24 protein-coding genes are annotated in these 24,638 nt (G+C 30.2%); 13 read left to right on the forward strand and 11 right to left on the reverse strand.

Features of this window, described 5'->3' with window-relative positions; translation table 11 throughout:
• Position 1 precedes the first annotated feature (1 nt).
• From ccoG to C4S76_RS10850, 5 genes are all read left to right on the forward strand, one after another.
• On the forward strand, positions 2-1,456 hold the full coding sequence (ccoG, locus tag C4S76_RS10830) for a cytochrome c oxidase accessory protein CcoG (RefSeq protein WP_105194481.1): 1,455 nt from the start codon (positions 2-4) through the stop codon (positions 1,454-1,456).
• 2 nt (positions 1,457-1,458) lie between these two features.
• A complete protein-coding gene (locus C4S76_RS10835) occupies positions 1,459-1,914 on the forward strand; it encodes a FixH family protein (RefSeq protein WP_105194482.1) in 456 nt (151 codons plus the stop codon).
• Positions 1,905-2,636 (forward strand): sulfite exporter TauE/SafE family protein, encoded by a 732-nt coding sequence (locus C4S76_RS10840; protein ID WP_105194483.1) that lies wholly within the window; start codon positions 1,905-1,907, stop codon positions 2,634-2,636. The genes C4S76_RS10835 and C4S76_RS10840 overlap by 10 nt, the downstream gene beginning before the upstream one ends.
• Before the next feature lie 82 nt (positions 2,637-2,718).
• Positions 2,719-3,465, forward strand: coding sequence for an MlaE family ABC transporter permease (locus tag C4S76_RS10845; protein ID WP_245915832.1), 747 nt, complete (start codon positions 2,719-2,721; stop codon positions 3,463-3,465).
• Between the two features lie 7 nt (positions 3,466-3,472).
• Entirely contained in the window at positions 3,473-4,258 is a 786-nt protein-coding gene (locus C4S76_RS10850; protein WP_105194484.1) for an ABC transporter ATP-binding protein, read from the forward strand.
• Here C4S76_RS10850 and C4S76_RS10855 read toward each other — a convergent pair.
• Positions 4,251-5,339, reverse strand: a complete 1,089-nt coding sequence (locus C4S76_RS10855; RefSeq protein WP_105194517.1) for a mannose-1-phosphate guanylyltransferase — start codon at positions 5,337-5,339, stop codon at positions 4,251-4,253. The genes C4S76_RS10850 and C4S76_RS10855 overlap by 8 nt on opposite strands.
• Positions 5,326-5,949 (reverse strand): SprT-like domain-containing protein, encoded by a 624-nt coding sequence (locus C4S76_RS10860; RefSeq protein WP_105194485.1) that lies wholly within the window; start codon positions 5,947-5,949, stop codon positions 5,326-5,328. The genes C4S76_RS10855 and C4S76_RS10860 overlap by 14 nt, the downstream gene beginning before the upstream one ends.
• Positions 5,950-6,079: 130 nt before the next feature.
• Between C4S76_RS10860 and C4S76_RS10865 the strand changes: the two genes are divergently transcribed.
• The 8 genes from C4S76_RS10865 to C4S76_RS10900 all read left to right on the forward strand — a co-directional run bounded on the left by C4S76_RS10865 (position 6,080) and on the right by C4S76_RS10900 (position 17,177).
• Positions 6,080-7,288 carry a PSP1 domain-containing protein gene (locus C4S76_RS10865; protein ID WP_105194486.1) on the forward strand — a complete coding sequence of 403 codons (1,209 nt, stop codon included), beginning with the start codon at positions 6,080-6,082 and terminating at the stop codon, positions 7,286-7,288.
• Positions 7,289-7,312: 24 nt separating this feature from the next.
• Positions 7,313-7,768, forward strand: a complete 456-nt coding sequence (locus C4S76_RS10870) for a gliding motility lipoprotein GldH (protein WP_105194487.1) — start codon at positions 7,313-7,315, stop codon at positions 7,766-7,768.
• A gap of 18 nt (positions 7,769-7,786) precedes the next feature.
• A complete protein-coding gene (locus C4S76_RS10875) occupies positions 7,787-10,177 on the forward strand; it encodes a penicillin-binding protein 1A (protein ID WP_105194488.1) in 2,391 nt (796 codons plus the stop codon).
• A gap of 41 nt (positions 10,178-10,218) precedes the next feature.
• Positions 10,219-10,971, forward strand: a complete 753-nt coding sequence (locus C4S76_RS10880) for a peptidase MA family metallohydrolase (protein ID WP_105194489.1) — start codon at positions 10,219-10,221, stop codon at positions 10,969-10,971.
• A gap of 67 nt (positions 10,972-11,038) precedes the next feature.
• Positions 11,039-11,716 carry a LysE family translocator gene (locus C4S76_RS10885; RefSeq protein WP_105194490.1) on the forward strand — a complete coding sequence of 226 codons (678 nt, stop codon included), beginning with the start codon at positions 11,039-11,041 and terminating at the stop codon, positions 11,714-11,716.
• Positions 11,717-11,799: 83 nt separating this feature from the next.
• Positions 11,800-14,262: a TonB-dependent receptor domain-containing protein gene (locus tag C4S76_RS10890; protein ID WP_105194491.1), complete on the forward strand. Its 2,463-nt coding sequence runs from the start codon at positions 11,800-11,802 to the stop codon at positions 14,260-14,262.
• Positions 14,263-14,552: 290 nt separating this feature from the next.
• Positions 14,553-16,403, forward strand: coding sequence for a M1 family metallopeptidase (locus tag C4S76_RS10895; protein ID WP_105194492.1), 1,851 nt, complete (start codon positions 14,553-14,555; stop codon positions 16,401-16,403).
• A gap of 3 nt (positions 16,404-16,406) precedes the next feature.
• Positions 16,407-17,177 (forward strand): type III pantothenate kinase, encoded by a 771-nt coding sequence (locus C4S76_RS10900; protein WP_105194493.1) that lies wholly within the window; start codon positions 16,407-16,409, stop codon positions 17,175-17,177.
• Between the two features lie 56 nt (positions 17,178-17,233).
• On the opposite strand, the gene C4S76_RS10905 is transcribed toward C4S76_RS10900, so the two are convergent.
• The 9 genes from C4S76_RS10905 to C4S76_RS11845 all read right to left on the reverse strand — a co-directional run.
• Positions 17,234-18,127 carry an NUMOD1 domain-containing DNA-binding protein gene (locus C4S76_RS10905; protein ID WP_105194494.1) on the reverse strand — a complete coding sequence of 298 codons (894 nt, stop codon included), beginning with the start codon at positions 18,125-18,127 and terminating at the stop codon, positions 17,234-17,236.
• Positions 18,105-18,665 carry a hypothetical protein gene (locus tag C4S76_RS10910; protein WP_146105738.1) on the reverse strand — a complete coding sequence of 187 codons (561 nt, stop codon included), beginning with the start codon at positions 18,663-18,665 and terminating at the stop codon, positions 18,105-18,107. Before C4S76_RS10910 ends, C4S76_RS10905 begins: the two co-directional genes overlap by 23 nt.
• 7 nt (positions 18,666-18,672) lie before the next feature.
• Entirely contained in the window at positions 18,673-19,434 is a 762-nt protein-coding gene (locus C4S76_RS10915; protein ID WP_105194496.1) for a PoNe immunity protein domain-containing protein, read from the reverse strand.
• A 12-nt stretch (positions 19,435-19,446) separates the two neighbouring features.
• A complete protein-coding gene (locus tag C4S76_RS10920; protein WP_105194497.1) occupies positions 19,447-20,748 on the reverse strand; it encodes a PAAR-like protein in 1,302 nt (433 codons plus the stop codon).
• A 12-nt stretch (positions 20,749-20,760) separates the two neighbouring features.
• On the reverse strand, positions 20,761-21,348 hold the full coding sequence (locus C4S76_RS10925) for a hypothetical protein (protein WP_105194498.1): 588 nt from the start codon (positions 21,346-21,348) through the stop codon (positions 20,761-20,763).
• Between the two features lie 2 nt (positions 21,349-21,350).
• Positions 21,351-21,854 (reverse strand): PAAR-like protein, encoded by a 504-nt coding sequence (locus tag C4S76_RS10930; protein ID WP_105194499.1) that lies wholly within the window; start codon positions 21,852-21,854, stop codon positions 21,351-21,353.
• Positions 21,855-21,866: 12 nt separating this feature from the next.
• Positions 21,867-22,454, reverse strand: coding sequence for a hypothetical protein (locus C4S76_RS10935; protein WP_105194500.1), 588 nt, complete (start codon positions 22,452-22,454; stop codon positions 21,867-21,869).
• 2 nt (positions 22,455-22,456) lie between these two features.
• On the reverse strand, positions 22,457-23,401 hold the full coding sequence (locus C4S76_RS10940; RefSeq protein ID WP_105194501.1) for a hypothetical protein: 945 nt from the start codon (positions 23,399-23,401) through the stop codon (positions 22,457-22,459).
• 13 nt (positions 23,402-23,414) lie between these two features.
• Positions 23,415-24,638 (reverse strand): phage baseplate assembly protein V (locus C4S76_RS11845; protein ID WP_221405015.1); only part of this gene is annotated, 1,224 nt, incomplete at its 5' end.

The following is a 24,638-nucleotide window of genomic DNA, read 5'->3' on the forward strand; positions in this document are numbered from 1 at the left end:
AATGTATCAGAAGATGCCTGAAACTCAAGATGTAAAAAATGAAAATGATAGTTTTAGAACAACTTTGGCAACTGCTGACCAAACCGGAAAAAGAAAATGGGTATATCCAAAGAAACCTAAAGGAAAATATACTAAATATAGAGATATAGTAAGTACTTGTTTGCTACTTTTTTTATTTATTTCTCCATTCATTAAAATAAAAGGAAATCCACTTTTTTTATTCGATATATTAAATCGTCAATTTTACATTTTCGGGGCATATTTTTCACCCTCTGATTTTTATTTATTTGCTATTGGATTAGTTACATCTGTTGTTTTTATTATAGTCTTTACCGTAATATATGGTAGAATTTTTTGTGGTTGGATCTGTCCACAAACCATTTTTATGGAACATATATTCAGAAAAATAGAATATTTAATTGAAGGAGATAGAAATAAACAGATAAGACTAGACAAGCAAAATTGGGATAGTGAAAAAATACGGAAAAAATTATTAAAATGGACCATTTTTGCTATTATATCTTTCATTATTTCTAATTTATTTCTCTCTTATATAATTGGAATTGATGCATTAAAAAAAATAGTAATTGAAGGTCCATCAGAAAATATTTCTACATTTTTAGGATTATTAATTTTTACCAGTTTATTTTATTTTGTATTTGCCTGGTTTAGAGAACAAGCGTGTACCTTTATTTGTCCTTATGGCAGATTACAAGGAGTTTTAATCGATAAAGACACTATAAATGTTGCTTATGATTTCATAAGAGGGGAAAGTACTGCGGGTAGATGTAAGTGGAAAAAAAATGAAGATAGGAAAACTCTTGGCAAAGGAGATTGCATTGATTGCGGACAATGTGTTGCAGTATGTCCTACCGGAATTGATATTAGAAATGGAAGTCAATTAGAATGTGTAAACTGTACAGCTTGTATAGATGCTTGTGATGAAGTTATGACAAAAATTGGATTTCCTACCGGGTTAATCAAATATGCTTCTGAAAATATGATTGAAAAAAGATCTAAGTTTAAATTTACTCCCCGAGTCATTGCATATACTTTGGTCTTAATTATTTTAGTTTCAGTATGTACATCTTTGCTATTTATAAGATCTAGTGTGGAAACAAAATTTCTAAAAGAAACAGGAACACAGTTTTCTGTAGAAGACAATCTTATTGTTGATGAATACCAATTTATTTTTGCTAATAAAACAACCGAAAATAAAAATTTAAATGTCAAAGTAATACAACCTACAAATGCAGAAATTTTTTTATTAGGTTATGGAACCCATTTCTCCATAAAAGCAAAAAGTACACTCAAAGGAATAGCTACAGTTAAAATCCCAAAATCTACTTTAAAAAATACTAAAGAAGAAATAATCATAGGGGTTTTTGATGATAAGGGAAAGAAAATTGATCAATATAAAACAAATTTTATAGGACCTTCTAACTTAAGATTTTAATTATGAAATTCAAATTTACTTGGGCTCATGGAGTTATAACTGCCTTGATATGCTTCATTTTATTTATATGCTCTATGGTATTTAGTAATCAATTTTCAAATTCATATGATTTAGTTACCGATGAATATTATGAAGAAGAAATAAATTATCAACAGGAAATTGATGCTACTAAAAATGCTGCAAAATTAAAGGAAAGACCGGAAATTAATATGGATAGAACAGGTATATTAATAACTTTCCCAAAAGAATTTAATCTGACAAATACAAAAGGGAGATTTCTTTTATTTAGAGCAAATTCTAAAGAACTGGATATTAAGAAAAATTTTTTAGATTTATCTCCGCAAAATACAATTCTTATTCCTAATAAAATACTTGTTAAAGGAAAATATACCCTAAAACTTTATTGGTCAAAAGATAAAATAAATTATCAAATGGAAGTTCCCATAATATGGAAATAAATGGAATATATTTATATACCGCGCTTAGCCTAGGATTACTCAGTGGTTTTCATTGTGTAGGAATGTGTGGACCTATTGCATTTTCATTAGGACTAGACTCCAATAACAAATTTAAATTTTATACACAAAATCTACTTTATCAATTAGGAAGAATTACTACTTATACTATATTAGGTGGAATTGTTGGAATTGTTGGAAAAAGTTTAGACATAGCAGGATATCAAAAACAAATATCTATTTTATCCGGAATTCTTTTATTATTAATGGTTTTACTCCCTGGAAAAACAACAGAAATCGGTGGAAATTTCAAACCTATAAATAAATTTATGGTTAAAATAAAAATATTCTTAAGTAAATTTTTAGGTAAAAAAGGAAATATTTCAAGATACATAACAGGGATTTTAAATGGATTTTTACCTTGCGGTGCTGTTTATGTAGCCCTCACTTCTTCTATAGCTGCCGGAGGAATTTTACAAGGAATGATTTTTATGGCTATTTTTGGGTTGGGCACATTTCCTTTTATGTTTATTACTACTCTAATAGGGAAAGTAGTAAATTTGAAAATAAGGACTAAAGTTTTAAAATTCTTTCCATATTTCATTGCTATATTAGGGATTTTATTTATTTTAAGAGGGTTAGGGTTAGGCATTCATATGATTTCCCCTTCCAATAAAGCATTAGAAATAGAACAAAAAAAACATATTAGAAATTGTTGTGAATAATTAGAAAATTAATTTCATATTTAAGATTTATACTCTCCATTATTTCTCATACATCTTAAAAAAATATTAACTTAGCACAATTATGAAAATGATTTCAATTATTGGTGAATATTCTCTTTTAATGCTAAGAGTGTTTCAAAAACCACAAAAGAGAAAGATTTTAAGGAAAAATGTAATCCAGGAAATTAATGACCTGGGAATCAATTCCGTAGGTTTGGTTATTTTTCTTTCTTTTTTTGTGGGTGCTATCGTAGCTATACAAATGTATAATAATTTTAAAGCCTCTTCTTTTCCTATTCCCGATTTTTATGTTGGATATGCAACTAAAGTAGTACTAATCCTAGAATTTTGCCCCACTATTATTAGCATTATTTTAGCAGGGAAAGTAGGTTCATTTATTGCTTCAAGTATTGGAACCATGAGAGTGACCGAACAAATAGATGCATTAGAAGTTATGGGGGTAAACACTCCTTCTTATCTTATTTTACCTAAAGTTATAGCTTCTTTATTTTTTAATTTAGTTTTAATAATGATAAGTGTGGTAATAGGTATTTTTGGAGGATACATTGCCGGAGTAGCTACAGGTAAATGGGCAAATATTGATTATGTTAAAGGTTTGCAAAACCCATCTCCCGATTTTTTTATTTATTACTGTTTTATTAAAACTTTTGTATTTGCATTTCTAATAGCAACTATACCTTCTTATTATGGATATACTGTAAAAGGCGGATCCTTAGAAGTAGGTAAAAACAGTACATTAGCTGTTGTATGGACTACTGTTTCCATTATTATTATGGATTTAATTCTTACTCAAATTTTATTAGACTAATAAAAAAATGATTATAGCAGATAATATAACCAAAAAATTTGATGGTATTGAAGTATTAAAAGGAATTTCAGCCACATTTGAAAAAGGAAAAACAAACCTTATAATTGGTCAAAGTGGATCTGGAAAAACTGTTTTTTTAAAATGTTTATTAGGATTATTTGATCCTACATCCGGAGATATTTATTATGAAAAAATAAATGCTTCTAAATTATCAAATATTGAAAGACAAAATTTGAGAAGTGAAATAGGAACAGTTTTCCAGGGTAGCGCTCTTTTTGATTCAATGACTGTTGAACAAAATGTTAAATTTCCTTTAGAAATGTTTACCAATCTAACCACATCTGAAAAAAGAAATAGAGTAGCTGAAGTATTGGAAAGAGTCAATCTAAGAGATGCAGGTAAAAAATATCCTTCTGAAATATCAGGAGGAATGCAAAAAAGAGTGGCTATAGCCAGAGCAATAGTAAACAATCCTAAATACCTTTTTTGTGATGAGCCTAATTCAGGATTAGATCCGCAAACTTCTCAATTAATTGATAAATTGATCCATGAAATAACTCTTGAGTATAATACAACCACAATTATAAATACACATGACATGAATTCTGTTCTCGAAATAGGAGAAAATATTGTATATCTTAAAAATGGAATAAAAGAATGGGAAGGAGATAAAAATTCAATTCTAACTACCACTAATCAAAATTTAATTAAATTTGTTTTCTCCTCAAAAATATTTACTATGGCTAGAGAAGCCATGATTTACAATTTAAAAAAAGAACAAAATATTAAATAAAATTTCCCCCATTTTCCATCTTTTTAATATTGTCTAAATATTCTTTAATCTTTTGATCTTTATTCTTTGGACAAACTAATAAAGCGTTATCTGTATCTACAATAATATAATCTTTTAGCCCGTCAACAATAAAGATTTTATTATCACGATTAGTTTTTATTATAGTATTTGCTGTATTATATGTATAAACATGATTTCCATGTAATACATTGCCATCCTCATTTTTATCAAAGTTTTCGTATAGAGCTCCCCAAGTACCTAAATCACTCCAACCAAAAGATGAAGGAATTACCCACACATTATCAGACTTTTCTAAAATACCATAATCTATTGATATTTTTTGCAAATTGGGATATATTTTATCTACTTCATTTTTTTCCCTATTAGTATTATATCCTTCCACACTTTCAAATGTATAATACATATCTGGCAAGTATTTTTGAAAAGAATTTAATATACTTTGAGCTGACCAAACAAAAATTCCTGAATTCCATAAAAATCTTTTAGACTCAACAAATTTATAGGCTGTCTCTAAATCTGGTTTTTCTTTAAATGATTTTACTTTATGAAATTTATCTACATTTTTTTTTTCAAATTCTATATATCCATATCCGGTATCAGGGCGAGTAGGATGAATCCCTAATGTTACTAAAATATCTTTTTTACTTGCACGATCCATTCCGAATAATATATCTTTCATAAAAGATTTTTCTTCAAGAATAAGATGATCTGAGGGTGCTACAATAATTGTAGCATTAGGATTCAAGTGAAAAATTTTTTCTGCCATATACGCATTACATGCAGCAGTATTCATCATTACTGTTTCCCCTATTACTTGCTCTCTCGATATATGGGGCAACTGACTTAAAGTTAGATCTACATACTCCTCATTAGTAATAATAAATATATTTTCTTTTAATATAATTTTATTTAATCTATCAAAAGTTTGCTGTACTAAAGTTTTACCTGTGCCTAAAATATCATGAAATTGTTTAGGTAGTTTAGATGTACTTATAGGCCAAAAACGACTACCAATTCCTCCGGCTAATATTACACAATAATAATCTTTATTTTTTATCATATTCAATTATTTCATCAATAAGAGCATTTCCTATTATAAAATATCTCTTTTTGGTCATTCTTTCCATGCAAATATAACGAGAATTTACTTTTTCAAGTTTAAGAAAAACTTTATTGTTAAGTTTAAACCACGTATTATCATCTATATCTTTTAATAATAAAGCTTTAGGATTTTGTAATCTGGTAAAATATTCAGACAATTCTTTATCTGCATAAAAACTAGCCTTAGGTTTTTTCGCATATTTTAACAAATAGTTTCTGCTAGCTTCATCATATGCTGAAATACTTTCAATTATTAAATCAGAAAATACTTTTTTCCATTCTTTCCCATGTGGCCGAATTTTAGTTCCAAAAATGTCAAAAGAAATCAAATGAGCTATCTCATGAGTTAATGTTAAAAAACACAATGATTGTGGCATTCCTGCATTTATTGTTATTCTATGTGGATTACCTTTCTTTGGAAATCTGTAATCTCCTAATTTAGTTTCTCTAGGATTTTTTATTATTAAATGAAAATAATAAGGACTCAACCATCTTTCAATAAATGTTATTGCTTTTAAAGATATATGAGGAAGTAGTTTGGAATAATCTATTTTATTTTCTAATCTCATGTAATAAAAATCTAATATTCTATTGAAAAAGTAACTATACAAAAGAAATTAAATGACAATTTAAAAAAATATTTTAGAACTTAAGCATTAAAAAATATCTATCTTTGTAAATTAGATTAAAATGTAGAATATGGAAACATGTGGATCATGTAGTTCAAACAACCTTCCTCAAGGTTGTAAAAATAATGGAGCTTGCGGAACAGGAAACTGTAATAGTAAGCTTTCTGTATTTGACTGGCTATCCAACATTCATTCACCCGAATTCAATAATCACCAACCTCAATATTTAGAAGTACGATTTAAAAATGATAGAAAAGATTTTTATATTAAAGATTCTTCATTAGCCATAAACATAGGAGACATTGTAGCCGTAGAAGCTTCTTCAGGACACGATGTAGGAGTAGTATCTTTAACAGGAGAATTAGTTAAAATTCAAATGAAAAAGAAAAAAGTAAAGTATGAAGAAATTCTAAAAATATATAGAAAAGCTACCCCTAAAGATGTCGATATTTGGCAAAATTTCAAAGCCAAAGAAAATAGAGTAATGCTAGAAGCAAGAAAAATTTCAAAAGACTTAGGGCTACAAATGAAAATTTGTGATGTTGAATATCAAGGAGACGGATCCAAAGTTACCTTATATTACACTTCTGAAGGTAGAGTTGATTTCAGGCAATTAATTAAAGAATATGCTGTAGCATTCAGATCTAAAATTGATATGCGACAAATAGGATATAGACAAGAAAGTGCAAAAGTAGGCGGCATAGGTTCTTGTGGAAGAGAGCTTTGTTGTTCTACTTGGTTAACGGATTTCAGATCAGTAAATACTGCTGCAGCAAGATATCAACAATTATCAATCAATCCTCAAAAACTGGCTGGACAATGTGGAAAACTCAAGTGTTGTTTAAATTTTGAATTAGATATTTATGTCGATGCACTTGCTGACTTCCCATCAAGCCAAACTATATTAGATACAGAAAAAGGAAAAGCTTTTTGTATAAAAGTTGATGTTTTTAGAAAGCAAATGTGGTTTACTTATACTGATAATTCAATATCCTGGTATCCTATAAATATTTATGATTTAAAAAAACTAATAGAGCTAAACAAAAAAGGAATTATTATTAAACCTCTGGATGAGTTATTAGAAAAAGAAATTGTGAAAGTAGATTTAATTGAAGAAAATAACTTAAATAGATTTGAAAAAAGAACGAAATCTAACAACAAAAAAAGATCTAATAACAAAACTAAATCTAAAAAAAGCGAAAAATTATTAAATAATCCTGTTAATGAAAAGAAAAATTCAGGACAAAGAAAAAAAAATTCCAGAAAGAATAACCCTTAAATACTTTTTACGATAACAATAAGTATGAAAAGATCACTTATTTTTTATTTAACACTTATAGGATTACTTTGTATACAATGCAATAATCATCTAGAATATTCCGATATCATCAATGTAAAAAATTCATGGAATAAAAAAGATACTTTGAATTTTACATTTAAAGTACAAAATTCCGAAAACAAAAAAAATATAAATTTTATTGTAAGAAATAATAATGATTACCCGTTTAGTAACATATATTTATTTGTAAAACTAAAACAAGGAAAAAATATTGTTACAGTGGATACCCTAAATTATTTTTTGGCAGACAACAGTGGGAAGTGGTTAGGCACAGGAGTAGGTTCTGTAAAAGAAATTAATCTACGATATAAAAAAGAATTTAATTTCCCTAAAAATGGGCTGTATACACTTTCTATAGTTCAAGGAATGCGAAAAGATACTTTAAAAGGAATTGAAGATTTTGGAGTAAATATTGAATAACAAACCATATAAAAAATTATGGAATCAACAAATAAAAAGAAAATCAACACTAGCAATACAATAAAAAAAACTTCTAAAAAAAGTTTTATAAAAAAATGCCTCTTATGGTTCTGGGGTATATTTTTTGCCGGACTCCTTGCTTTTATATTGTTATTTGTACTAACAATTTATGGGGCTTTTGGTGAAATGCCTGACGTTAGAGATTTAGAAAATCCTGAAATTTTTGTAGCTTCAGAAATTATCTCTTCTGATGGAGTAGTCTTACAAAAATTTGAAAAAGAAAAAAGAATACCTGTAGAATATAAAGATCTACCACAAGCATTAGTATATGCATTAATGGCTAAAGAAGATGAACGTTTCCGTGAACATTCAGGTGTAGACAAAAAAGCTCTTTTCAGAGCTGTTGTATTTGGTGGTAAGAGAGGAGGCGGAAGTACATTAACCCAACAGTTAGCAAAATTATTATTTACTCAAAAAGATGATGATGATGGCAATTTTGCCTACAAGGGTGTTTCCAAAAATAAAATTGGACGTGTTTTCCAAAAAATTAAAGAAATTATAATTGCTGTACAACTTGAAAAACTTTATACCAAAGACGAAATTATCACTCTATATCTTAATAAATTTGACTTCCTATTTAGTGCTAATGGAATCGCTACAGCATCTAAAGTATACTTTAATAAAGACACCAAAAATTTAAATCTTTCAGAGTGTGCAACCTTAGTAGCTATGCTTGAAAATCCTAGACTTAATAATCCAAAAATTAATCCAGAAAATGCACAAAAAAGAAGAGATATTGTTCTAAAATTGATGACAGAACAAGGCTATATAACACAAGAAGAATATGCTTCAATAAAAGAAACCCCTGTAAAATTGGACTATAGACCGGTAAAAGAAATAGGCGAGGGGTATTCTGCCTATTTTAAATATGCACTTAAAAAAGAAGTTAATGATATATTAAGTGACTATGAAAAACAAACCGGTAAAAAATACAATTTATATAAAGATGGTTTAAAAATTTATGTTACACTAGATTCTAAAATGCAAAAATATGCAGAAGAAGCCATTGAAAAACATGTAAAATATCTTCAAAACATATTTTTTAAAGAACAAAAAGGAAGAAAATATGCACCTTTTTATACTTATGCAGATCAAAAAGATCGACCTATAGAAGAAGTATATAATAACCTTATGAAAAGCGCAATGCGTAGAACAGGAAGATACAAAAATTTAAAAGCTAAAGGTCTATCAGAAGAAGATATTATAAAGGAATTTAAAAAACCTATTGAATTACAAATATTTACCTGGAAAGGAGACAGAGATACTATAATGTCTCCTTGGGATTCTATAAGATATCATAAACATATAGTACAGGCAGGTCTTATGGCTATAGAGCCTAATACCGGAAATATAAAAGCATGGATAGGAGGAATAAACTGGAAACATTTCCAATATGACCATGTAAAACAAGCACAAAGGCAGGTAGGTTCAACATTTAAACCATTTGTATATGCAACTGCCATAAAAACTTTAAACTATACACCATGTACACAAATATCCAATGCCACTTATTCCAATAAAAGTTGGACCGTTTACGGTAAAGGGGGAAATCCTGATTTACGACATGCTTTAGCATATTCGCAAAATGCAGTTACAGCGCGGCTTATTAATGCAACCGGAGCCGATGCCGTTATTCAAATGGCTAAAGATCTAGGTGTTGAAAGTCGAATACCTAGAAATAACACAATTGCTTTAGGTTCTGCAGATTTAACAATATATGAAATGGTAGGAGCTTATAGTACATTTGCTAATTATGGTAACTATATAAAACCTGAAATGATTTGGAGAATAGAAGATAACAATGGAAAAGTAATTAAAGAATATCAGCCTCAAATCCGAGAGGTTATGAATGAAATTTATGCCTATACCATGATTGATCTTATGAAAGGAGTAGTAGATTTTGGTACAGGGAAAAGATTACGAGGTATGGGTATTAAAGCTGAAATAGCCGGAAAAACCGGAACTACCAATAAAAATGCAGATGGTTGGTTTATCGGTATAGCTCCTAAACTTGCAACAGGAGTTTGGGTAGGTTGGGAAGACAGATATGCACACTTCGCTTCAACTTCTATAGGACAAGGTTCTAGTATGGCTCTTCCTATTTGGGCATACTTTATGCAAAAAGTATATGCTGATAAAAAACTTGGTGTTTCTCAAGAAGATAAATTTATTAAACCGGAAACTATGGGTGCAAATTTTGGTTGTGATGATTTGGCTTCCTATGGAGCTTATGACGGAGGATATTCCTCATCGCAAAATTATGATATTGAAGAAAGCGTTGACAACACACCTAAGGAAACTATTAATTCGCAATTAAAGAAAAAAGATACAATCAATTTTGACAATTAAATTTAAAAGGAAAGTTTAAACTTTCCTTTTTTTATAAAAAAATGAAAAAGATTTTTATTTTTTTTCTTTCAACTTTTTTACTATCTAATTGTTCCAGTATTTTATATAGTGGGAATCAAAATCAATTTTATTTTAAGAAAAAAAACTACACATGGAAAGCATTCCAGACTAAAGATTATATTGCCTATTATCAAACTAACTCTATTGTTGAAAAAAACTTATTATCAACTGAAAAAAAAATTACAAAAGGAATTTATAAAGCTAAAGAATTTACCGGCATACAAAATATAAAAACTCCAATTTATTATTTCATTGTAAATGATAAAAATGATTTTAAAAAACTGACCGGGCTCAATCATACCGCTATTTCCTATTCAAAAAGCAATACAATTATAGAAAGCTATTTTCTTATAGGAGAATCACATGAAGTAGTCCATTTATTGTCTAATCAAAATTGGGGCAATACACATTCATGGATTTCCGAAGGTTTTTCAGTTTATTCTGATAAGATTTGGAACAATCAGGATATAGATATACTATGTCATCAACTATTAAAAAAAAACCAACTCATTCCTTTAAAAAAATTATTTAAAAACAATAAATTCAATACATTTAATTCACAAATTTGTTATCCACAATCTGGATCTCTGATAAAATACTTAATAACAGTTTACGGTTGGGATAAATTTTTAGAATTTTGGCGAAAAACTGATATTTATAAAGTATATCATATTAATGCAAATGCGCTTGAAAATCAATGGATTGAATATTTAAAGACACTACATAAAAGTTAAAATAACAAACATCGAAACAATTTAATCTAAAAATATGTAACTTGCAGCATTTCTTAATGCTATATAAATGGTACCTCTTATCACATCTGCAATTTTATTAGGCATATTTCTTAGTCTTATCTTAATAGGACCCGTATTTTTTTTATTACTAGAAACCAGTTTAACTAAAGGGGTTAAACCTGCCATAGCATTAGAAGTAGGGGTAATTTCTGCAGATCTGTTATGTATCATTATTTCACATAGAGGTAGTAAAGGCCTTTTAGATTTTATTGATGCTCATCCATCTCTATATATGATTGCCGGGTTTATTATTTTTATTTACGGATTATATAGTATTTTATCAAGAGGTAATTTACACCTAAAAGGGGGAACTAATATTGTTACTACAAATTACTTCAAAACCTTTATGAATGGTTTTATACTTAATTTGGTAAATATAGGTGTTATTGTTTTTTGGCTTACAACTGTAGTTTTAATATCTGCACAATATCCTAAACAATCTGATTTCTATTTATACATGTCATGCTTAATTATAACAATGATTGGTGTAGATCTCCTTAAAATATTTCTGGCAAATAAATTCCAAAACAAATTAACAGATCAGATTGTATATAGAATAAAAAAAATAGTTGGAATTGCTTTACTTATTTTTGGAATTATACTTTTTGGTAAAAGCTTTATTAAAACTAATTCTGAAAATCCTTTTGAATTAATAGAAAACAATAATCCTAATCATAAAAAATAAATACTTAAATAAACCAAAATATATTTATGATTAAACCTTCTTTCCTTTAGTCTGTCTGATTTATAAATCTAATTTGATTCATAATGAGAAATTCACAGCTTAAGTTTAGATATATTATATTATTTTTTTTATTCGCACCCACTCTTTTGTTTTCTCAAAAAATAAAAGTAACTGGTATAGTAACCCAGTCAGGCAACGGTACCCCTATTCCCTATTCCAGTGTAAGCCTAACAAATACAAATAATGAAACTTTAGTATTTGGGCAACTCACAGATAATAAAGGCAAATTTACTCTTGAAGTACCTCCGGGAGAGTATAATATAACTGTAGATCAAGCAGGTTATGAATCATATTTTGATCAAAAAAATCTCCTTGTAAATACTTTTTTAGGCAAATTAAGTATGGAACCTTCCGGAAATGTAAAAGACATAGATGCTATAGTAATTCAAGGTACAAAGCCCATATATAAAGTAGAATTAGATAAAAAAGTATATGATGTCTCTCAGGATTTAACAGCAAAAACAGGTACTCTTTCAGATGTTATGCAAAATGTACCTTCAGTAAGTGTAGATGTTGAAGGAACCGTAAGCCTAAGAGGAAATGAAAATGTAAAAATTCTTATAGATGGCAAGCCCTCTGCAATGTTAGGAATTAATGATACTGCAGAAGCTTTAAAATCAATATCTGCAGCTATGGTAGATAAAATTGAAGTGGTAACCAATGCTTCTGCTCGTTATGAAGCTTCTGGAACCGCAGGAATTATCAATATAATTACAAAAAAAAATGTAAAAAAAGGACTTACAGGTAATTTTCAAGTCTTAGGAGGTACCCCTCAACTATATGGAACAAATGTAAATTTAGGTTATGGAAAAGAAAAATGGAACTGGTTTGCAAATGCAGGTTTCAGATATGGAAAAAATAACGGAAATGTAAAAAATCAATATACCGGATATGACACAAATGGTTTGCAAGATGAATACTCTGAACAAAATTCTAAAAGAAATAGAGAAAGAACTTCATTTAATGCTAATACTGGGTTTAATTTTGATTTTGACAAAAATAACTCTTTATCAACTTCTATAGGATATAAGTACAACATTAGCAATTACCTAAGTACAACATATTATAACAATACATATTTTCCTTCACTATTACAAACCTTTTCAGAAAGAAAAGAAAGACAAAATAGAAATAATTATGGTATAGATGGAAATCTTAACTTTACTCATAAATTTTCTAAAAAAAATAACACATTAACTGTTGATGGTACATTTAACTACAGTGTAGATGATTCTGATTCTAATATTTTTGATAAAAAACTAGGTAAAAATAAAAACAATAACACTCAAACCGGATTTATGTTAAAATCTGATTATGTTTTACCATTCAAAGAAGGCTCTCAGTTAGAAGCAGGAGTTAGAACGGACTTTTCCAAAATTAAAACCGATTTTTCTTTAGATGAACTAACATCGGGAAATACTCATTGGATTAATAATCCGGAATATACTGATAAAACCAACTATGAAGAAAATATACTTTCTGCCTATCTGCAATATGGAAATAAATGGGGAAACTTTTCATTTTTAGCAGGTTTAAGAGAAGAAACTTCATTTATAATTGTACAATCAGAAAAATCTCAGTCCGACACTCACAAAAATTATACTGACTTATTTCCTACTCTTCATTTAAATTATGATGTTACTGAAAAAAGCCAGATACAATTAAGTTATAGTAGGAGAATAAATCGTCCCAAAAGCAGAATGTTAGTTTCTTATAAAAATCTTTCTGATGATAAAAATACTTTTTCAGGCAATCCTGATTTAGACCCTTCATATACTAATTCATTTGAATTGGGATATAACATTCAATATCGGGTTTGGGGAATTACACCTTCTATATATTATCAAAGAACAGAAGACCCTTTTCAAAAAGTTACAATTTCTGATCCATTAGGAAATTTAAACACGAGTCCTATAAATCTAGGACATGAAAACCGATATGGTGGGGAGCTGTCTTATACAATTAACCCTTATAAATGGTGGAGAATTTTTGGAGATGTCAACCTTTTTCAATACAAAAACTATGGTAGCCATACGTACCAAAAATTAGACCCGATTACACAAACCTCTACTTCAATTACCGAAAACCTTAACAAAAGTGGATTTACCTGGCAAACACGTCTAAATATGACGGTGAAATTCCCTGAAAATTTCAATTTCCAATTACAAGGTAATTATATGGCTCCAAATAAATCCGGACAAAATAAAAATAAAGAAACGTTTGGTATGGATTTAGGCTTAAGTAAAGATATTTTAAAAGGACAAGGTACTATTCTTTTTAACATACAGGATGTTTTTAAATCTAGAAAAAGAAAAACAGATACTTGGGGCGCAGATTTTTATCGCTACTCTGAAATGCAATGGAGACCCAGACAGTTTACTATTTCTTTTACTTATAGGATAAATAAGGAAAATGCTAAAAAAGGAAAAAAGAACCGACAAGAAAATAGTATAGGAAATTCTTTAGATGATGATATGGGAATGTAACTATTATATAAAATTAAGATGAAAAAAAAGGACATTAAAGTTATAATATCCTTTTTTCTTTTTATTAAAATACTCTATTAATTATAAAACCTAGAAAATTAAACGTTGAGATTCATTTCTAGCATTTTTAATCAATTAAATTTATATTATTAAGAAATAATAATTTTTATAAAGTTTAAAGTATCCATATTTCCAAACAACAAAATAATATATCTATTTTGTAATTTCCTAAAAAACCTTATTCGGAATATTAAAAATATATTTAATTTGCATAAAAAAATAATTCATTGATGAAAAATATTTTCTTAGTTTTTATTTTATTAACAAACACATTCATATTTTCACAGCAAAATGCCTATTATCAACAAAAGGTCGAATATAAAATGAATATTGATGTAGATGTCAAAAACTATCAATATAAAGGAAATCAAGCAATTGTATATACGAATAATTCTCCCGACACATTAAAAGTTTTTTATTTTCATTTGTATTGGAATGCTTTTCAGCCAAATTCTATGATGGATCAAAAATTACAGACTTTAGGAAAAAAAGCAGACTCCCGTATGATAACAAATAATGGAGAATCTCGGATTCATTTATTAAAAGATAATGAAATAGGATATCAGAAAATACTATCATTAAAACAAGAAGATATCCCATTAAAATATACTGAAGAAGAAACAATTTTAAAGGTAGAATTAGCTAAACCTATCTTACCAAATACGCAAACTACATTTGAAATGACCTGGGAAGCACAGGTTCCATTACAAATAAGAAGAAGTGGTAGAAATAATTCAGAAGGAATTGATCTGACTATGACCCAATGGTATCCTAAAGTTGCAGAATATGACTATGAAGGGTGGCATACCTTTGATTACATAGCTCGAGAATTTCAGGGAGTTTTTGGTAATTTTGATGTAAAAATTAATATTGACAAAAATTATATTTTAGGTGCTGGAGGTGTTTTGCAAAATCCTGACGATGTCAAAGGATACACCCCTATAGCTAAGCCTAAAATAAAAAATAAAAAGATATTATGGCATTTTAAAGCAGAAAATATACATGATTTCGCTTGGGCTGCTGATCCTGATTATACTATAGATAGTATAAAAGTACCTGAAGGTCCTTTAGTATACCTAGTTTATCAAAAATCTGAAAATACAAAATATTGGGAAGATGCAAAACCTAAAATTGTTGAGTATTACCAAATCATGAAAGAAAATTTCGGTGCATATCCTTATCCTGTATATTCTTTTATACAAGGTGGAGATGGGGGAATGGAATATGGAATGTGTTCTATGATATTAGGAAATTCTAATTCTTTACAAAATCTTTGTGGATTGATGTTTCATGAAGGTTCTCATTCGTGGTTTCAACAAATTATTGCCTCCAACGAAAGCATGCGTGCTTGGATGGATGAAGGATTTACTTCTTATGCCGAAAATTTAGTTATGTCAAAAATATTTCCTGAAAGTGTAAAAAATCTTCCAAACCCTCACTATAAAACCGTAAATACGTATATTAATTTTACCAAATCCGGACAAGAAGAAGCCATGGGACTATTAGCCGATCATTTCAAAACCAATAGCGCATATTCTGTTGCTGCTTATATAAAAGGGGAATTATTTTTAATACAGTTAGGATATATCGTAGGAGAACAAAACTTATCCAAAATAATGAAAGAATATTTTGAAACCTGGAAATTTAAACATCCTACAGATCGAGACTTTATTCATATAGCTCAAAAAGTATCTCAAATGGATCTTAAATGGTACTGGAATTATATGACTACTACTACTCGTCAAATTGACTATTCAATTAAAGCTGTTACCCCCTACGAAGAAAATTCTACACAAATCACACTAGAAAATCTGGGAGATTTCCCAATGCCGGTAGATCTATATGTTTCTTATACAGATGGAACTCAAGAGATTTATACAATACCCTTGAACATGATGCACAATACGAAAAAACAAGAATTTTCGATTCCAATGAAACTTCTTCCTTATTGGAAATGGACTCAAAAAGAATATACTTTTAATCTTCCTTTTTCAATGGATAAAATTAAATCTATGATGATTGATGCCACTCAAAGATTAGGTGATGCAAATTATCAAAATAATATATATCCTAAAAAATAAAATATGCTTTTAGTTGTAAATATTGGAAATAGTAACATTCGATTCGGAGTTTTTGAAGGTGAAGAATGTGTAAATTCATGGGTAATGAATACCAAACCTTATAAAACTGAAGATGAACTCTACTCTCAATTTAAAATAGCATTTAAAAACTATGATATTGACATAAATAGAATAAAAGATATTGCCGTAGGGTCTGTGGTTCCCCATCTAACTTATCCTGTAAGAAAATCCCTTCAAAGGCTACATAACATAAAAACCACGTTGGTAAGTAAAAATACTCCTACTGAACTTACTTTTATGTCTCCTCAAATGGGAACTGATTTATATGCCAATGCTTATTACGCTTTTAAAAAATATGAAGGAACCAAAATTGTTGTGGATTTTGGAACGGCTTTAACTCTTACTTGTGTAGATAAAAACGGAGAAATAAAAGGTGTAGTTATTGCTCCGGGTGTAATTACTTCTTTAAAATCATTAATTGGTTCAACTGCCCAATTATCGGATATTGAAATGCGTACACCCAAGCAAACTTTAGGAAAGGATACAGAGGAATGTATGCAAAGCGGTGTGGTATTCGGATTTTTAAGTATGGTTGAAGGACTCATAGATCGAATTAACAAAGAATTAAAAGAAGAAACATATGTAATTGCAACAGGCGGAACCGGACATATTTTTGCTCCATTAACTTCTAAAATCAAAATATATGATCGTTTACATACCATTAAAGGTTTAAGGGAATTATATATAACTCAGAAAAAAGAAGGATTGCAATAATCTTCCTTTTTATAAGAAAATATGCAGTAATTATACACACTTAATAAAAAATCATCTTACTGTTCAGTAGTTTTTTTATCTGCTTCTTTCCAGATGTATCCACCGGCTGTAAGTCTTTTCCCCAAAAGACATTTACGAATACAGTTACGGTTCACTCCGGTAATTCTTTCTGCCTGACGGATACTTTCAAAATCGGATATATGTTTTCCGGACTTATCATATTTAGAAATAACTGTACCTAAAGAAGGCATGATAAACGGGGAAATATCTGATGATTCTTCTTTAGCTTCTCTCCACAAATACCCTTTTGCATAGCCTGTTTTCCCCTGAAGAGCAACTGATATAGAGGAAGGAGATATTCCCAAATGAACGGCTGCTTCTTTTATATTTTTATAGGTTCTCAGATATTTTCCTTCAAGGGTATATTGTGATACAGGTTTGTACCGGGAAGTCCGAAATTTTTTTTTTGCTTCTTCGCTATGCGTATAAAAATTAGGCGTTATTATTCCTGATTTAAAATAATGTTTCATAACCTGTGAGCGATTGGCTAAAAACAAGTTGTCCACATTATTATTTAAATTATCATTATCCTTGTGGAGTATAAATAATTGTTTCTTTTTAAAGTCGGGCAAAGACTTAATAAAAGTGGAATAAACTATTCTTGCGGTTATATGATTGTAGCGTATTCCATCTACACTAATAACAAAAGTCAATCCGTCTTTTCCTATTTTTTGTTTTAAGATTCTTTCTTCCTTAAAACTAATCCCTCTACCGTTTGTATAAGAGCGGGCTAATGATTTTACTCTACCTTTATTGGATACTGATAAATAGCCTTCATATCCAAAAACTTCCTTCCAGATCTCTTCTTCCATGTCTGATAAGGATAGGTTTTGATAAGGATATGGATCTATATTATTCATTGATGTATTAAAAATCACCTTCTTTTTCATCTAAAAAAAATCTACTCCCTTTTTTAGTTTTTTCATCTTCTAGCAATATATTGTTTTTTCGTGCATAGTGTTCAAATTGTTCTTGCTCGAACTTCTCCCATTCTTGTTCTGTATATTTTTTCCCTTTATAGGTTTTAAATATTAAAGTCTGCGATTCAGAGTTTGGAGAAATATCTGTTTTTTTTATAGAATCATTTACTTTTGATTTTGCAGAAGCATTATTATTAAAATACTCCTCTGGGAAATCAAATAATCGAACAAATTCTAATTCATCGTCTAGTAATAACTTCAAGACATTTTGTCCTTCTTCTTTGTTAATTATTACGGATTTTTTTTCTTCCCGATATATCAAAATACTTTTAAAATAGTCTTCGTTGATTACCTGAAGTTTTACGCCCAACTGATTTTTATGTATAAGCAAAAAACACCCGGATATATTCGGAATTTCATTAAAAATCTGTTTAACATTTTTCCAAGAATCTTCTTCTTCCCAGTCTTTTTTTAATCCAGTCTGAGCATTATAAATTGTAATTTTCATTTTAAATTTAATTTTCCTCTTTCCAGTGAACCATATCATAAGGATAATATGGATTATCTTTAAATTTTGAATCATTCAGACCCTTTACTTCTACTACTGCTGCCACTTCCCAAGCCCAGTAGCCACTGTAGCCCCAATCTTTAAGATGTGTGTTATACCAAGGCTCTTCTTTGTGCATACCATACCAGTTATCTAAATATTTTTCTATTGAAATTTCAGCTTCGCGTGCGGGTTGTTCTACAATTTCATATAATGTTTCATATGGTTTATATGAACTTCTTTTAATTATTTTCATTTCTAAAATAAAGTATATTAACGATGCAGGTTTATATATATCTTCTATTTTAGAATTACTTTCCCACTTATTAATAAAGTTAATAATTTCATTTAATTCATTTTGTTGAAATTTTAATAATTTATAAAATGAAATTATTTCTAAGGCCAAAGAATTATTTTTATAATTTTCTGAATATCCTTTTAAAAAATAATTTAAAACTTCCTTATAAATATCTTTAAGTTTTGCTGGAGATTCTCCTAATGAATACATATTTTCAATTTTTTGTAATCTAATTTTACAAGCACTTAAATAATGAGTATCCATTAATTTGCCATGTTTTTTAATATAATTTTCAAAATCTTCTTTATCATCATCTATCCATTGATTACAACGTTCAATTTCTTTTTTAAAATATTTTTCATTTTTAAACTGAGTCCTGATCTTTTTATTTTCATTAGACTCTGAACTAAAAAACTGAGCAAATATTCCCATAATTTTTTTTATTTAAAACCAGCCACCAATCCATTTTCCTACACTGCTTCCTGCTATACCACCAACAGCTCCACCTATTATACCTCCTACAATCCCTCCTGCTAATGTTCCAGCACCGGGAACAACTGAGCCAATAAAAGCACCTGCGGCTGCTCCCGCTTCCGCTCCTGCCCAAGCTCCTGCCAGACTTCCTACCGCTCCTCCTGTAGCTTTTTTCGTTTCAGTTCCAAATTCTCCTTCCTGTTGATAGGTAGTATAAACATTATAACTTTCCAAGGCAACCCCCACTACAATGGCTCCTCTCCCAGCAACCTTCCCCACTTTAGATATTGTTCCTGAATTTTCCGCTAAGTAAGAATTTATTTTCAACGTTGTGGAACTACTATTTATGCTTTTCACCATGTTAGTATTGGCAAGACTATTACGGGTATTTTGAATGAAACTGTTAGCTTTAGGTACTGAACCTATTCCTTCTCCAGTTATTCTAGGTGGGGAAGTAGAACCTTCTAATGGAAAACTTGCTCCTTGGTTGGCACTTCTAACTCGAATAGCATCTTCATAGGTAGTTGGCTTATACGTAACATCAACTCCTAATTTTTTAGCTGCTTTAGGTTTTATTTCAAATCTTTCTACTTCATCAGGTGGAAGAGGTGTTTTTCCTTCTATTATTTTTACCGGGACCACTTTTGCTCCTGCCTCTAATGAGGCAACTCCTCTTCTATGATCTAAGGTTGTAAATCCCCCATCTGACATTTTAACAACCTCTAATGGTGGGATTTGCCCATATGCAGAACCATTTTTCATTATAATATCACGGGTTACTGAAAGTGACCTTCCATCTCTAAAAAAAGGACTTACTGTATTCTGACTCCAACGTAATTGGTTAACAGGCATAAGGGCATCTACTCCTTTTAAATTTGGTGCTACAGCATTAAATCCATTTAGACCTAGTCCTATGCCTACTCCCAATCCGATAGATGCTCCTGAAACCTGTGAAGGTACTGTAAAATCTACTCTTATTTTGCCTCCTTTTTTGCAAAGAAGGTTTGCATCTTCAAAAACCAGCTTGTAGCTGTTTACCTTTACCCCCTGATTACATTTATCCCAATACACCGGATCAAAAACACAAGACCCACATAAAGAACAGCTCCCGAAGGAATCTATATTCTCTCCGGGGATCATATCCATTTCACTTACCAGCTTTTCACCATATATATAACTGTTATTGTTGTGTGTTACTTTTATTTTTATAGGATTGGCTCCCTTATCACAAATAAGCCAGCTATTATCCGGTATATATTTTTTTTTAGACATAGTTTTTGTTTTTTACTCTTCAAATCTTCCATAATTCAAAATACTACATAAGGTAAACCATGTTATCGGAAGTTTATCGTCTTCATCTAACCAATCGTCTTCACCATCTAAATAATAAGACCCTCTTTCTAAAAATTTTTCTGTGTTTGTATTTTCCCAAAAATATTGATTGCCGGTAAAAATATTGTCGTAAGGTTTCACTTCCAGCTTTTCAGCTCCGTAGGTCAACAACATCTTCAAACTTATTACATGGTTCCTAATAGACTTTTCAAAATAAGGATATTTTTTTACTTCATTATGAAATTCCGGAGTATTAGGTTTACTATCATAGGGCAATACATATGGTTCTTTTTCCAATTCTTTCCAATCCAACTGCTTTTTAGGAGCAATGAAAGCTTGTTCCAATATTTTTGCAATCAACTGGAAAGTTAAAAGCTCATTTTCTTTATATTGCTCTGCAACTGTCCATAAAGACAATAAATAATCTAACAAAGTAGGATAAGTATATTCTCCGGTTGCTATTTTCTGATCTTTTTTTGCTAATAACTCTAGTGTATATTGCCGTAAATCTGCTCCGGTTTTTATTTCTTCTATATTCATTTTTATTTTTTATTTAAACTTTCTTTTATAAAAAAACCTTTGGAGTTTTCTTTCCACAGACTATCTAAAAATATATTGGGCTTAGCTGCTAATCGCTGAGTATCTTTCTCTTTTCTTTCCCTGGTATTCTCTTCTATTATTTGTATTTGATGAGCATTTGACACAGAATACCATTGATTTACATAGGTTTCTAAAAAAATATCCGCTTTTTGCAAAACTCCTTTTTTGCAAAGCAGGTTTGCATCTTCAAAAACCAGTTTGTAACTGTTTACTTTTACTCCCTGGTTACATTTATCCCAATACACAGGATCAAAAGCACAAGACCCGCATAAAGAACAGCTGCCAAAGGAATCTACATTCTCTCCGGGGACCATATCCATTTCGCTTACCAGCTTTTCACCATATATATAACTGTTATTGTTGTGAGTTACTTTTATTTTTATAGGATTGGCTCCCTTATCACAAGTAAGCCAGCTATTATCCGGTATATATTTTTTTTTAGACATAGTTTTTGTTTTTTACTCTTCAAATCTTCCTCCATTTAAAATACCTCTAAGTACAGACCAAGTCACAGGATATTTTTCTTCGTAATCTGTCCAGTCTATTTCGTCTTTCAAATGAACTGTGCCTCTTTCTAAAAATTTTTCTGTAGTTGTATTCTCCCAAAAATATCGGTTGCCTGTAAAAATATTGTCGTAAGATTTCACTCCCAGTTTTTCAGCTCCGTAGGTCAACAGCATCTTCAAACTTATTACATGGTTTCGCAGTTTCTTTTCAAAAGCCTTATATTTTTTTATTTCCTCAAAATATTCCGGAGTATTAACGGTGCTTTTATAAGGGGGTATAAACGGTTCTTTTTCCAATTCTTCCCAATTTACCTGTTTTTTAGGTGCAGTAAAGGCTTGTTCTACTATTTTTGCAATTAACCGAAAAGTTAAAAGCTCATTTTCTTTATACTGCCCTGCAACTGTCCATAAAGACAACAGATAATCTAACAAAGGAGGGTAAGTATATTTCCCATTTGCTACTTCCTGATCTTTTTTTGCTAATAACTCTAGTGTATATTGCCGTAAATCTGCTCCGGTTTTTATTTCTTCTATAGTCATTTTTACTTTTTATTTGAACTTTCTTTTATAAAAAAACCTTTGGAGTTTTTTTTCTCCGGATTATCTAAAAATATACTGGGCCTGCTTACTAACTTTTCAGTATCTTTTTCTTTTCTTTCCCTGGTATTCTCTTCTATTATTTGTATTTGATGAGCATTAGACACAGAATACCATTGATTTACATAGGTTTCTAAAAAAATATCTGCTTTTTGCAAAACTCCTTTTTCACTGAAATGATATTTTTCTTCCATATCTACTGATAATGAAGCGTCTATATTATAAATATCCGTCAAATCCTTTAACATTCGTGCAAATGCTTTCCGATTAAATTTTTTCTTATTTAACTCTGCTGTGTTCTCACAAAAAGTTATATCATATTTGCCTTGCCTACTCTCAATTCTAGAATTAAGAATTAAGGGGAGATCTATTGTTCCAAAATATTTTTTTAAGACTAATTCTTTTTTTTCTTCTTTTTCATATTCCTTAAACCATCCTTGAAAAAAAGCTCTCCAAAAACTATATCCTATAAAGGTTTCCATAAATCTATTCTTATCTTTTAATAATCTGGTTGTCTCTTCTATCATAAAATCAACACCGAGTGGATATTTTTTTTTCAAAGAACCTTTCAATTTTATCCATCGGGTATTTATTTCTCTAAAATTTTCAATATCCATAAGAACACCATCTACATTTGTTAGTAAAATAAGTTCTTGATATATAACTTCTATATCATCTGCCCACTGATGAATAAGGGCAGAATTTTCCATTTTATGATTAATGAGTCTATACCTAAACTTCAATTGTTGGTTTTCTATTTTCAATAAGGATAATTCAATTTCTTTATCCTGAACAAATTCCATGTTCTTATTTCCAATCAAAGTACGATTTGCAGTGGTAACTTTATACCTATATTTTTCACCTAAAGGTGGGATATTGATGTAATACATATTTATTTAACCTTTAAGATTGATTAATTTCTACCTCTCCTCCTGTTACATATGTTATACTACCTCCACCTATATTTGTATCTGTAGAACCTTTAAAAGTAGCTGTGTCCGACTTACTTTCTATGGAAACAATTCCTGTTTCTGCTGTAGATTTCATTTCTCCTATTTTAGCCGTATTGGTTATACCTTCCGGAGTTATAGCTACCGTATTTCCATCTTTATTAGTAAATGTCAATCCATTCTGGTCTATTACAATGGTATTTCCTCCTACTTTCAAGGTTATATTAGTGTTGCCTTCTAAAGTAATATTACCATCTTTATCCATTTTCAGGGTACTGGCATCTTCTCCTACGGATGTATTTGCATTTGTTCCGGCATTAACTGCATGTATTTTATTCGCATTCGTTGTAGCATTTCCTGTTCCATCAAACTTCATATTTGCTCCTCCATTATCTGTAAGTAAAGCACTTCCTTCTTTATCGTTAAACTGTAGCTTATTTCCTGCTGCGGTCTGTAAGCCCTTCATATAGTTTCCCTTACCTCCATGACCTGATTTTCCTTTTCCGTTGAACATCGCTCCCAAAGAAACAGGCTTCTCTGCATTCCCATTCTCAAAACTCACAATCACTTCTTCTCCTATTTCCGGTACTACATGCATCCCTTTGCCGGCTCCTGCATAGGGCGTGATGGAGCGTATCCATGGGGTCATTCCGTTAAAGGGCTTCTGCCATAGAAACTGCACTCGTATTCTTGACATCCCTTCCGGATCGTTGTTATCCATAACCGTAGCCGACTGTTCTTCACATTGGGGGATGGCGTCTTCTTCCATATAAGGAGGGGTCTCTATCTCTTTGGGTACCCCTACTATAAAGTTATGATAGCCTTCCATGCCTTCGTAGTTATGGGTAATCTCTATAATGCGGTAGCTCTCTAAGGGAACTTCTCCGTTCTTGAAGATCTCATGTCCCGGCATCCAAGCTTTGAGCTTCACAATATCGCCTAAACGTATGTTTGGATTATGGGTCTTGGCTTCTAAATAAAATACGTTTTGACGGCTTTGTTTCTGTCTTTTTACTGCAGAGGTAAGCTCCATCCTGCCACTTTCCATCAAACTTTGGTTGTATAAGGAAAGGGGTACTTTGTTGTAGGTCTTGGCTGAGGCTTCTTCTGCATATTGCTGAAAGGGGTTCTTGGTGCCTTGTACGCTTACACTTTCGGATTCTACGGTGTAGTTCTC

It is taken from the genome of Apibacter adventoris, assembly GCF_002964965.1.
GTDB lineage: Bacteria > Bacteroidota > Bacteroidia > Flavobacteriales > Weeksellaceae > Apibacter > Apibacter adventoris.